This window comes from candidate division WOR-3 bacterium, assembly GCA_016934535.1.
Taxonomy (GTDB): Bacteria; SDB-A; SDB-A; order SDB-A; family SDB-A; genus JAFGIG01.
On the sequence record JAFGSQ010000004.1, the window covers coordinates 31,706 to 43,921 of the forward strand.

General features: G+C 43.4%; 11 protein-coding genes, 1 tRNA gene and 1 other RNA gene. 11 read left to right on the plus strand and 2 right to left on the minus strand.

All coding sequences use genetic code 11. The features are described from left to right. Positions 1-12 precede the first annotated feature (12 nt). From JXL83_00535 to JXL83_00575, 9 genes are read left to right on the plus strand one after another with little or no spacing between them, the layout of a single operon-like run. The gene (locus JXL83_00535; protein ID MBN2362599.1) at positions 13-1,278 is read left to right on the plus strand and encodes an insulinase family protein; all 1,266 of its coding nucleotides are present in this window, start codon (positions 13-15) and stop codon (positions 1,276-1,278) included. A 38-nt stretch (positions 1,279-1,316) separates the two neighbouring features. Next, positions 1,317-2,480, plus strand: a complete 1,164-nt coding sequence (locus JXL83_00540) for a pyridoxal phosphate-dependent aminotransferase (GenBank protein MBN2362600.1) — start codon at positions 1,317-1,319, stop codon at positions 2,478-2,480. Then, positions 2,465-2,902 carry a dUTP diphosphatase gene (gene dut, locus JXL83_00545; protein ID MBN2362601.1) on the plus strand — a complete coding sequence of 146 codons (438 nt, stop codon included), beginning with the start codon at positions 2,465-2,467 and terminating at the stop codon, positions 2,900-2,902. The genes JXL83_00540 and dut overlap by 16 nt, the downstream gene beginning before the upstream one ends. Then, on the plus strand, positions 2,871-3,935 hold the full coding sequence (locus JXL83_00550) for a glycosyltransferase family 9 protein (GenBank protein ID MBN2362602.1): 1,065 nt from the start codon (positions 2,871-2,873) through the stop codon (positions 3,933-3,935). The genes dut and JXL83_00550 overlap by 32 nt, the downstream gene beginning before the upstream one ends. After that, on the plus strand, positions 3,914-4,768 hold the full coding sequence (locus tag JXL83_00555; protein MBN2362603.1) for a lysophospholipid acyltransferase family protein: 855 nt from the start codon (positions 3,914-3,916) through the stop codon (positions 4,766-4,768). The genes JXL83_00550 and JXL83_00555 overlap by 22 nt, the downstream gene beginning before the upstream one ends. Beyond that, the gene (locus JXL83_00560; protein MBN2362604.1) at positions 4,735-5,982 is read left to right on the plus strand and encodes a glycosyltransferase family 4 protein; all 1,248 of its coding nucleotides are present in this window, start codon (positions 4,735-4,737) and stop codon (positions 5,980-5,982) included. The genes JXL83_00555 and JXL83_00560 overlap by 34 nt, the downstream gene beginning before the upstream one ends. Further along, positions 5,948-6,808, plus strand: a complete 861-nt coding sequence (locus tag JXL83_00565) for a polysaccharide deacetylase family protein (protein MBN2362605.1) — start codon at positions 5,948-5,950, stop codon at positions 6,806-6,808. The genes JXL83_00560 and JXL83_00565 overlap by 35 nt, the downstream gene beginning before the upstream one ends. Continuing rightward, a complete protein-coding gene (locus JXL83_00570; protein ID MBN2362606.1) occupies positions 6,793-7,797 on the plus strand; it encodes a UbiA family prenyltransferase in 1,005 nt (334 codons plus the stop codon). Before JXL83_00565 ends, JXL83_00570 begins: the two co-directional genes overlap by 16 nt. Continuing rightward, on the plus strand, positions 7,794-8,762 hold the full coding sequence (locus JXL83_00575) for a hypothetical protein (GenBank protein MBN2362607.1): 969 nt from the start codon (positions 7,794-7,796) through the stop codon (positions 8,760-8,762). The genes JXL83_00570 and JXL83_00575 overlap by 4 nt, the downstream gene beginning before the upstream one ends. On the opposite strand, the gene JXL83_00580 is transcribed toward JXL83_00575, so the two are convergent. Further along, positions 8,755-10,083: an MBL fold metallo-hydrolase gene (locus JXL83_00580; GenBank protein ID MBN2362608.1), complete on the minus strand. Its 1,329-nt coding sequence runs from the start codon at positions 10,081-10,083 to the stop codon at positions 8,755-8,757. The genes JXL83_00575 and JXL83_00580 overlap by 8 nt on opposite strands. A gap of 52 nt (positions 10,084-10,135) precedes the next feature. Between JXL83_00580 and JXL83_00585 the strand changes: the two genes are divergently transcribed. Continuing rightward, positions 10,136-11,629, plus strand: coding sequence for an FAD-binding oxidoreductase (locus JXL83_00585; protein ID MBN2362609.1), 1,494 nt, complete (start codon positions 10,136-10,138; stop codon positions 11,627-11,629). Here the strand turns inward: JXL83_00585 and rnpB are convergent. Then, positions 11,628-11,978, minus strand: an RNA gene (gene rnpB, locus JXL83_00590) — RNase P RNA component class A. The two genes, JXL83_00585 and rnpB, sit on opposite strands and share 2 nt — an antisense overlap. Before the next feature lie 87 nt (positions 11,979-12,065). On the opposite strand from rnpB, the gene JXL83_00595 reads away from it, so the two are divergent. Further along, a tRNA-Arg gene (locus tag JXL83_00595) sits at positions 12,066-12,139 on the plus strand. The last annotated feature ends 77 nt before the right edge of the window (positions 12,140-12,216 follow it).

Here is a 12,216-nt window from a genome sequence, read left to right on the forward strand (position 1 = left end):
TTCGGCTATAAGATGCCGGTAAAAAACTTTCATTTTTGTCAGGAACAGGAACTGAAATGCGAAAAGGCTGTATTAAACGCCGGCCTTACTGTTTGTTGGGAACCACTCAAGCACATCAGGTCTTGTTCGCTAGCTGTCGCTGTAAACACAGGCGCCAGAGATGAAGTTTCAGATTCCTGGGGTTATTCTCATTTCATAGAACACATGCTGTTTAAAGGTACGGCAAAGAGAAAAGCTTATACTATTGCCTCGACTCTCGAGAAAAAAGGCGGTTATCTGAACGCCATGACCGGTTACGAGAACACATGGATAGAAGCAAAATGTATAGACTACCAGCTTCCTGAGGTCATTGAACTCGTAGGTGATATGCTGTCAAATTCTCTTTTCGGAAAAAAGAGCATTGAAGATGAAAAAGAAGTAATAAGACAGGAAATAAAAAGTAATTTGGATTGTCCGGAGGAGATTGTTTTTGACCATTTTTTCAAAGACATCTTTGCGAGACACCCTTTGGGACGCTCGGTTCTCGGAAATTTTAAATCAATAAAAAACGTGACAAGAAAAAAAATTCTCGATCATTTTACATTTAATTACACTAACGAAAATACTTACGTAGGTGTTGTCGGAAATATATGCCTCGATTTACCGATAATTATAAATAAAAACTTCAAGCTTGAAAGAAGAACGCCTCCATCAAGAGTTCCATTTAAAATGGCTTACAGTGGTGAAAAAACATATTGTAAAAGTGGAACAAAGCAGATAAATTTAGTTTTGGGCGGAATTGCTCCGGACGCTTCGAGTCTGGATCGTTACAAATTCCAGATACTCATGAATCTTTTAGGCGGAGGTCTGAGCAGCAGGTTTTTTCAGCTTCTTAGAGAAGTCAACCCTCTTGTTTACAATGTTTCTTCATTTTACTATCCATATTCCGATGTGGGAGTGGGAGGTCTCTATCTGTCCGTAACTCCGGACAATTTGAACAAAGTCGAAAAGCTTTTAAATGAAGAAATTAAAAAAATTCTCGAAGGGGACATTTCACGGTCGGAGGTCGAATTTTCAAAGGAGCAGTTAAAGGGAAACATCATTCTCGGTCTCGAATCCAGCAGGGCGAGAGTTAATAAACTTCTAAACGACCAGATATACAGAGGAAAATGGATATCACTGGACGATATAGACACCGCAATTTCTTCAATTAATCTCGACGACATAAATAAAGAGGCGCAAAAATTCTTTTCAGATAATAATATCATGAGGACTTATTTAACTCCGAAAGCGAGGTAGTCGTGAGTTTGGACAGGTTGTCAAAAAAAGCCGTTGAAATGCCTGCGTCGCCTATCAGAAAACTTCAGTCTTTTTCGGACGACGCCAAATCGAGGGGTGTAGGTGTTTATCATCTGAATATAGGACAACCGGACATACAAACACCACATTGCATATTCGAAGCAATGCACAATTGGGAAAGTAAAGTCCTCGCTTACGGTCCTTCAAATGGAATAGTTGAACTCAGGAAAGCAGTCTGCGACTATTTTGAAAGGTTCGATTACAGTTTTTTACCGTCTCAGGTAGTGATAACCCAGGGTGGAAGCGAAGCAATAGTATTTGCCATGCAGTCAATATGCAACCCGGGCGAAGAGATAATCGTTTTTGAACCTTTTTACACCAATTATCTGGGATTTTCTAAGATGGCTGATGTCGAACTTGTGCCAATTGAGACTTCAGTCGCGGACGGTTTCAGGATTCCCGCAGACAAGGTAATAGATGAAAAAATTACTCCGAAGACAAGAGGGATCATTATCTGTTCCCCAAACAATCCGACGGGAACTGTTTACACTCGCGAAGAGATGTCGCGCATAGTTTTTTTGGCTAAAAAACACGATTTGTTCATTTTGTCTGACGAAGTGTACAGGGAATTTGTTTTTGACAAAAAGAAACACGTCGGGATAATGGACTTTGAAGAAATTTCCGACAGAGCGATAGTAATGGACAGCGTTTCGAAGCGTTTTTCGATGTGCGGAGCCAGAATCGGTTTCCTCGCTACAAAAAATCCGAAGCTCGCCGACGCTTTTCTGAGATTTTCCCAGGCAAGACTTTGTCCCGCGACGATGGAACAGATTGGCGCTCTTGCGGGATTTCAGCATTACGATGAATTTATACCCGGAATGATAAAAGAGTACGAAAAACGCAGAGACGTCGTTTTCGGTGAAATCGGGAAAATCGACAACGCTTTCACTTTAAAACCCGAGGGAGCGTTTTATTGCGTCGTAAAACTTCCAGTCTCAGACGCCGACGAATTTTCAAAATTCATGCTAACTGATTTCACATTAGACGGACAGACTACAATGGTAGCTCCTGCAAACGGTTTTTACGCGACAAAAGGTAAGGGAAGGGATGAGATTCGTATTGCATACGTCCTCGAAGAAGCCCGTCTTAAAACCGCCGTTCACGTTTTGAGTAAAGGTATAGAAGAATTCAATTCGAGGTAAAATTCACCTTTCTCGACCCGTCCGCTTTTCCTCCGGAATACAAAACGGATCAGGCGGCGGGAGCCGACCTGAGAAGCTGTGAAAATCTGCTCATCCCTTCAGGAAAATGGGCACAGGTGAGGACAGGCCTGGCTCTGGAGATACCGCCGGGTTTTCATGCTGAGATAAGACCTAGGTCCGGATTGGCTCTAAATAACGGCATAACTGTTTTGAACTCGCCCGGAACGATAGACTCGGATTACAGGGGAGAAGTAAAAGTCATTCTCATAAATTTTTCCGACGAGGATTTTCAAGTCAAAAGAGGCGACAGAATAGCTCAAATGGTTATATCGGAATCACAAAAGGGAGTTTTCATCAGGTGCGATTCGCTGACATCGACAGGGAGGGGTGATGGCGGATTCGGCCACACGGGAATCAACTGAAAAAATAATTTTCAGCATCTGGCCCGGACTCGGTGACATTCTTTTTTCGACACCTTCACTGAGAATTTTAAGAAAAAAAAAACCTGAAGCCCGTATAACAGTAATCAGTCTTTGGGGAGGAGCAGGCAGAAAACTTCTCGAATTGAACCCTTACATAGACGATGTGATTTTTTCCGGTCCCAAAGAAATCTTTCAATTGGCAAAAAGGCTGAAAAGGGAGAATTTCGATCTAGGTATAGAGCAATCCTTTCCTGTTTGCTGGTTTTTCAAGCTTATAAACGTGAAAAAATCAGTCAGTTTTGCCGACAATTTATTCTGGTGGCTCGGACATTTTTCAGATAAAAAGAACGCGCTTCTGCACGCAAGTGAACAATACCTTCTCGCGATAGACAAGATAGACGGAAAAAAACTCAGAGACGGCAAGGGCTACGACCTTTTTCTGTCGGAAGACGAGAAAAACCGGGCAAAAGAAATTTTAAAGGATTTTGAAGGAAAAATAAAAATTGCTGTCCACCCCGGAGCGAGATGCAATAAAAATAAAAGATGGGACATAAATAAAATCATAGATGTTTTGCACAGAATCGCCGAAATGTACGACTGCGTTATAATAACAATCGGCGGAGCCGAGGACAAAAAGAACGCTTCATTAATCGAATCGGCTCTAAAACACAAAAACGTAAATCTTGTAGGAAAAACAAATCTGCGCGAGACGGCGGCTGTTTTTTCCGAGTCCGATCTTTATTTGGGTCACGACTCCGGCCCAACGCACCTGGCTTCAATATTTTCACCTGTTGTGGCAATATTCGCCTCGTCAAATCCGGCGAATTTCAGGCCGCTGACTGAAAAAGCGGTGATAGTCAGACCCAAAACACGATGTTCGCCCTGTTTCCATTTTCCCGGTTACATGAGTATTTTTTGGGGTCTCAGGCTGAGATGGTTCAATTATTGTCCCGCCATGGACACCATAGGTGTGGAAGATGTAGTCACTGCGATAAAGGAAGCACTTGAGAAATGGCCGAAAAACTCAAGATAGCATATTATCTGTGCTCAAAAACCGATCCCTGGATAATTGAAGCCGCGGTATCCGTTTTTGCAATATTTTTCGTTTTGTTCAACTCTAGAAAGAGAAACACGGTTAAAGACAATTTAAAAGCGATGGGTTTGAAACCCTGTAATCGGCTGGTCTACAAAACTTTTTACAACATGATTTTCAACATTGTAATCTTTTTCAGAACTGTTGAAAAAGGGATGGACGAAGTTTTGTCCCGGACAAAAGTAGTCGGATTAAGGCATTTAGATAAACTCCCGCAGGACAAAGGCTGTATTGTGATGACATGCCACTTGGGTTTATGGGACCTCGCGGCAAGGTTCCTCACTCATTACTTGGCCCGTAAAGTCTGCGCGGTCGCTGAATTCAAAAATGTCAGCCCCTTTCACTACGAACTCATGGAAAAAGTCAGAGGTTCGGGATCCGTAGAAATACTGCCTCTCGAAAGTCCTTCAACATCTTTGAAATTGGCAAAATTCGCGTTGAAGACTAAAGGAATAATCGCTTTGATAGGCGACAGGGACATTTCCGGAAGCGGAAAAGAGACCCTTTTTTTCGGAAGAAAATCATTCCTGCCGAAAGGACCGGCTCATTTGGCCGCCCGCCTTGACATACCTGTATTTATAGGGTACCTTGTCAGAACGAAAGCTTGGAATTACAGAGCTTACATCTCGGAACCGTTCTTTATGGCAGACCGTCAATTCGGAATGGAAATTTTAGCTGAAATGTATTTTGAAAAAATAAAAATTAAATTGGAAAAAATAATAAGGGAAAATCCGGATCAGTGGATCATGTTTTACCCGCCGTGGATAAAATGAGAAAAAAACTGAAAATTCTTATTCTTTCGGACGTATATTATCCCACTCCCGGCGGAGTCAGCGAGCACATATACAATTTCGCGAAAAACATGCGGCAAAGAGGCCACAAAGTCGTTATTGTTGCGCCGAAAGTCTCCCGCAAAAAATCCCCCGAACACGATTTTGACGTACTCAGAGCCGGAAAAGCCGTTCCGGTAAGAGCAAACAAAAGCGTTGCAAAGGTCACGGTAGGCGCGAGATTGTACTGGGAAGTAAAAGACATTGTCAGATCGGAAAACTGGGACATCATACACACTCACGGACCGTACGCTCCGGTCTTGCCGTATCTCGGTCAAAAATTCAACTGCAGGTCCGCTTTGCTGGGGGATCACGTAACGGCAAAAATCGCCACTTTTCACGCCAGCTACAGAAGAGTTTTGCCTTATGAAATATTTAAGGCTTTTCTGCAGAAGCCGTTTTCAAAAATAGACGGCCTCATAGCAGTCAGCGAAGAGGCAAAAGAAAGCGTAGAGAAATATCTTAAAGGAAATTTTAGGATAATTCCCAACGGGGTGGATTCGAATTATTTTAATCCTGACCTTCCGAGAGTGGATAAATTCAGTGAAAATGACTTCAACATATTTTTTGCCGGCAGGTTTGACCCGAGGAAGGGCGTCACTTATCTGGTCAAGGGTTTTTATTTCATATTGAAGTTTGTGCCAGATGCAAAGCTTTGGATTGGCGGCGGAGACAAGTACAGAAAACTCGGTCTGGACTTCATTATGTCGAGGCTCAAAGCTAAAAATCCCGTCATAGCCTCAAGGGTAGAATACCTCAAATTCATTCCTTACGCGGAATTACCACGGTATTTCGCCAGCGCCGACATATTCTGCTCGCCTGCTATAGGCGGAGAAAGTTTCGGCATAGTCCTCATAGAGGCAATGGCCTGCGGAACGCCTGTTGTCGCTTCGAACATAGCGGGATACAAAGAGGTGGTTTCGGATAACAAAGACGGATTGTTGTTCAAACCAAGAGACATAAAAGACCTGGCGAGAAAAGTTGTTACCCTTGCAAAAGACCGCCAATTGCGGAAAAAAATGGGTGAAAACGGAAGAAAAAAAGTGCTTGAAAAATATTCCTGGGACAAGGTGACAGACTCCATCGAGGATTACTATTACGAAGTGCTTGAAAAAAAATCAAATGAACAAAAATCGTGCCGCGGCGGCAATTCTTAGCGCCTCTTTTTCATTATATCTGATGCGGAAAGGATTTTTTGATCCCAATTCATTGCCCGTTCTTCTTTATCATGACATCACTGATGAATTTTACTGGACTCTTTCAAGATCGACGACTCGGATGTTTAAAAATCAAATGAAGCTTCTGGCGAATAAAAGTTACCATTTTGTACATCTGCGCCAAATATCCGCTCCAGTATCCGGCGAACCGACTTTTTCAATAACTTTTGACGACGCTTTGATCTCTGTTGTCAAAAATGCCTTTCCTGTGCTCGAAGAGTGCGGATTCAAGGCTGCGGTTTTTGTCGTCACGGATTACGCAGGAAAATTGAGCGATTGGGACGTGAACTTGGGAGGTAAAGTTAAACGGCACATGAATTGGGACGAAATCGCTTTCCTCGCTGAAAATGGCTGGACCATAGGGTCCCACTCATGCACTCACAGGGACCTGACGAGACTGAGAGCAAACGAGATAAGCGAAGAAGCTGAAAGATCACGAGAGACTATTTTTGAAAAAACAGGAATAAAAACGTCATTTTTCAGTTATCCGTTCGGAAGGGCAAATTGTAAAATTTCAGAGATAATCCGGAAATCCGGATACGAGTGTGCGTTTTCGTCCTATTCTCCCGAAAACCCGCTTTTCGATCCGTTCAGAGCGGGGAGAAGGCCCGTTTATCTTTTCGACAGCGCTTATGACGTTCTTCGCAGGGTTGAAAGATCACGATGGAAAAATCTGCCGTACGATTTTGTCGGAAGGAACATAAATTTCTTTGCCGGCGGAGTGGGCATTTACAAAGAAAAAATAGAAAAATGCCTCAGGAACTGACCAGAGCTCCAAAAAGCTTTTTTGAAAAATTTTTGGACAGAATTTTTGTCATGAGAATTTTCATGCATTTTCCTTTTTCCGGTATACTTATGCTCGGTTATCATTACGGGGTGCAGAGGGAAGGCGATGGAGGCTTTTGGGCGGTTTTTATTAAAGCCAACGCTTTCAACTGGAAAATACTTGTATCGTACCTGCTGTTTTATCTGTTGATGGGCGGGACGTACATAATAAATCAGATAGCCGATAAAAAATCGGATCTTATTAACAGAAAGAATTTTTTCGTCTCAGACGGGCACATTTCTACGTGGTCAGCTGTTTTTGAAGCCTCTGTAATTTATTTTATTGTTCTTTGTGCGGCCTTCTATTTCTCATTTGCACAAATTTTCGCGGGAGGAATGGCTTATTTTTATGTAATCCTGTCGTCAGTAGCCCTCGGGCTCATGTATTCAGTCAAACCTTTCAGGCTAAACGCGAGACCCGGGGCGGATATGATTGCCAACGCCTTCGGGTACGGTTTTCTCAATCTCGCCGCAGGATTTCTGACCGTATCGCTTTTCGACGGTTTTCTTATAAAATCCGCAGTTCCTATAGTTCTCATAGGTCTTGCGGGATTCGGATCTACTACAATAGCGGACATCGAAGGCGACAGAAAAGACGGCAAGAATTCAATAGGCGTTTTTCTGGGAGAAACCGGAACTTACATAATTTCCATAGTTCTTTATTGTGCCGCCCTCGTGATTTCAATTATTTTCAGAAACATTCCCTGTATTTTCGCCTCGGCGATCGCTATTCCGGCTCATTTATTCGGACTCTTAAAAAAAACAAAAAAATCAGCTCTCGTCACCATGCGGATAAGCAACGCCGGTCTTGTCCTGATTTCATTCGTTTTGTTTCCCGTCCTGACAGCGGCTTTTCTGACAGTTTTTACAATTACAAAAATATTCTATTTGAAAAGATTCGGCATTAATTACCCGTCGCTTACCAAATGAACAACAGAAATGACAGAAAACTCGTTCTAAGAGAAGGAGGCATTTCAAAACGCCATGGATGGCCGTATCTGCTCGACATAGGCATGCACGTCGAAGCTGTGTTCGGCGAATTTACTGACGAGACGGACAAACATATCGACTCGTGCAGGGACTTGCTCGCTTTTAAAAAAAAGATTTTTCCTAAAATGATCAAAGAAGGAAACCTGCCAGTGACCCTTTCAAAAATTCTCGCGTATCAGACTCTTCATCACGTTATATACACCGAATTTGTAATAAATTTCACCAACGCGACACAGGATCAGAAAAGTTTCGAAGACGTTATCACTTCATCTTATTACTCGCTGATGGAGGCGTCGGAAAGGACTGGCGGTTTTTTTTCAATAGTGCCCGAACTGGACACATCGGTCGAAGAAACTGTATTTTTAAGAGCTCTCGACTATGCTTGCGAAATTATGGATAAAGGCTGGATAAAAGGCTCGAGTTTAATTAGGAAAGGTGAATCATCAATAACTTCTTACGCCAAAAGGCTTTCAGAATCAGGACTTTTATTTGTTCTCGACTTCACGAGTAAAATCGAAAAAAGTAGATTTTTAGACGAAATACACATGGATGGAGTAAGAAGAATTCACTACAACGCCAGACTCGAAGATATTCTCGGAGATCTCAGGAAAAACAAAATAGCCGTTCAGATATCACCAGCGTCAGATCTCGCTTTTTTTTCGAATTTTTCCCTTGTCGATTATCCATTTGTCGAATACTTCAGAAAAGGGTACAAGACTGTAGTGTCGAGCGGTTATCCTGAACTGACAGACTCTTCGATAGAAAACGAGATAGTCCTCCTCAAATCCTCGTTCGGACTCTCGGTCGAAGAAATCACTTCCATCTCCAAACAAACCGCGAATTACGCTTTCTGCGGTAAAGGGGCTAAAGAATCCATACTTAATAAACTGAGTGAAATCAGTTAGATATACCGACTGTCTCTCCTCGGCATGGCTTGCTCACGTCAAATTTCTTTGAAAATTCTGATTTGAGACTGTCGAGGGCTGATTCGTCGCCGTGTACGAGAATAAGTTTTGACGGAGATATTTTTTCCACAAGTTCTATCAACTGTGTTTTGTCGGAATGAGAAGTTATTCTGAAGGATTTTATATTCGGGTTCAGTTTTGCGGCGTGATCGCCTTTTCCGTCCAGTTCTACGATTTCGCCGATTTCTGAATTTAATATTTTGTGAGCAGGCGATTCGGGATCGATGTATCCTACGAAGAAAATGGCGTTTTCCTCCCTCTGCATTATTCTTTTCGCGAGTTTGTACGAAGGCGTTCCAGGAACGGCCATTCCGCTCGTCATAAGGAAAATCGCCGGACCGTATTCGAGGATTTTGTCTAAAGAAGTGTTTCCTCTGAGGTCAATTTCCACCGCGCTGTTTGTCCTGAACGAACCTCCCAGAAATCTCGAATATATTCTTTTTATCCTCTTGCCGAGACCTGCCAGAACTATGGGGACATAGGGAATTTTACCTTCCGACATGAGTTTGTCGCAGATGCATAAAATTTCCTGCGTTTTTCCGAGAGCGAAAGTGGGGCATAGGACGGATTGTCTTTCGAGAAGAATTTTTGACAATTCTGAGGCGAATATTTTTATCTCTTTGTTCCGTCTCGACGCGGCGTCGCTCTCCAGACCAAGAGTGCCTTCCATGATCATGACGTCAGGCTTCAATGATTCGATTTCAGCAGAGGGTACAGTCAGCTGATCGAAAAGAGATATGTCACCCGTATAAAGGACGGACAGTTTCGGAGATTCGATGAAAAAAGACCTGGCTCCGAGTATATGTCCGGCCGGATACGCGAAGATATTTACGTTGCCTCTGAGCCTGAGGCATTGCGATTTATTGAAAGGTTTTATGGACTTTACGGCTTTTTTTGCTTCTTTTTCAGTGAAAAAAGGTTCGGGAGAATTTTCAGGATCTTCGTAATAGCGTCTTTCCTGAACAGACGCCGAGTCTTCAAGCATGAATCTGCTTATGGCTATAGTCGGCTTACTCGCGTAAAACTGGATTTGTCTGTAAAATAGAGGCAGGGAACCAATATGGTCGAGATGTGAATGGGTTATCAAACCGACGTCGGGATAAGATGAGAAAAAATCTACTGCCGGAAGAGCTTCACTGCCTGTCTTTTTAGGGTGCATGCCGCAGTCGAGGAGAATGCCGGTTCCGTTGAGGGAAAGAAGAAAACAACTTGCTCCTATTTCGTTTCCGCTTCCGAATACTTTTAAGTAATCATTATCCATGTTATTATTAAAAAGCCACGAGTTCAAAACATCAAGCTATTTTGGGAGGCACATGATAATTATAGCGGGTTCCGAATTGAGTAAGTCTGATCCGGATCTTCTTTTTGACGAATCTAACATGCCCGGTTCCTGGTGCGATATCGTCTACATGCCGGAAACAAGTGAAGAGGTGGGTGAAGCGCTTAAAGCGTCCTCCGGAAAAGGTGTTCCCGTGACTGTTTCTTCAGCGAGGACAGGTCTGGTCGGCGGTGCCCTGCCTTTCGGCGGCGCCCTTTTGACGTTTGCCAAGATGAAAAAATCTATCGAATTCTTCACTGAAAAAAAAGAAATAAGAAGCCTTGTAAGCTCGCCCGTAACTTTGGATGAACTTCAAGTCTCCGCTGCGAAAGAAAACGCTTATTTTGTGCCTAATCCGACGGAGAGCAGTGCTTCCATGGGAGGGATAATAGCCACGGACGCTTCCGGTTCGAGAAGTTTTAAATACGGCTCAGCAAAAAAATTCGTAACGGGGCTGAAAGGTTATTTTTTCGACGGTACTTTTTTCGACATAAAAAGAGGGCAACACGTTTTAAGCGACGATTTCGAAATGAACGTTCCGGGAAGAGGAATTATTAAACTCGAAGGCAGTTTTCCGAGGAAAATGAGGAAGAACAACGTCGGCTACAATCTTTGGAGCAACGTTGATTTAATAGACGTTCTCTGCGGCAACGAAGGGACGCTCGCAGTAGTCACGGAAGCTGAAATTATTATGAGAAAAATACCCGATTTCGTATTTTCCGGCATGTTTTTTTTCGACGAAACACGAAAACTTCTCGATTTCATAAAAATTTTCGAAGCAAAAATGCCTGAGGTTTTGAGAAGCGTCGAATATCTGGATTCTTACTCAATTGAATTCTTGCGTAAATTTTACGCCGACAGAAAAGAACTGACGGCTTATCTACCCGTGTATAACTGCGATGTGCTGTTTGCGGACTTTGAGGCTTCAGATGAAGACACCGACCTGTTTTACGAAAAGCTTGAAGAGACGGCGTCAGAGACAGGTATTGACATGGACAAAGTGTTCGGCGGAGACACCAAAAAAGAGGCGGAGACAGTAAACAACATAAGGCATTCGCTTCCTGAAGCTGTAAATCACAGAATAAAAGAAATTAAAAGGGAACATCCCGAAATCCACAAGGTGGGATCAGACATGTCTGTACCACCCGACAAAACAGAACGTCTTTTGAGTCTTTTCAAAGAGTCACTCGGCGGATCAGGCCTTCAATACCTCATTTTCGGCCACGTAGGCGACGGGCATCCTCATGTAAACGTGATACCCAAAAATCCGGATGAACTTAAAAAAGCGAAAGCGATTTACTCTGAAATTGCTAAAGAAGTAGTGTCTATGGGAGGTTCACTCAGCGCGGAACACGGTCTCGGCAGACTTAAAAAAGACTACATGAAAATAATGTATGACGACAAAATTCTAAAAGACATGAAGCGGGTGAAAAAAGCTTTCGATCCTGAAAATCTTCTCGGCAGGGGAGTCCTTTTCGACGAGGTATAAAGCGAGAAGGAGATAAGCCGGATTCTGTTTATGCGGCCATCGATCTGGGACAGACGTTGCCGTCTGCCTCGAGCTGCCTACCCGAGAGTCTGGCGAAACGAGCAGTTTCTTCTCTCCTACTCGGCATTGCACCGGATGAGGTTTACTCAGCATCCCCGGTTGCCCGGAAATCTGGTGCGCTCTTACCGCACCTTTTCACCCTTGCCTGAGCCTTGCGGCCATCGGCGGTTTTTTTCTGTCGCACTTTCTGTAAGCTCGCGCTTCCTGGGCGTTACCCAGCATCCCGCTCTGCGGTGTCCGGACTTTCCTCCGGTTATTTCTCATAACCGGCGGCCGCTTCTCCTTCTCGCTGTCTCAATTATACTTTTTCCGGATAAAAAATGTATAATCTTTCTTGACAGAACGGAATATAAAATATAATTTAGTTTTCTATTACGCGCCTGTAGCTCAGTTGGATAGAGCATCGGATTTCTAATCCGAGGGCCGCGGGTTCAAATCCCTCCAGGCGCGAATACTATGGTGGGTGTAGCTCAACTGGTTAGAGCACTGGATTGTGGTTCCAGGGGTTGGGGGTTCAAGTCCCCTCA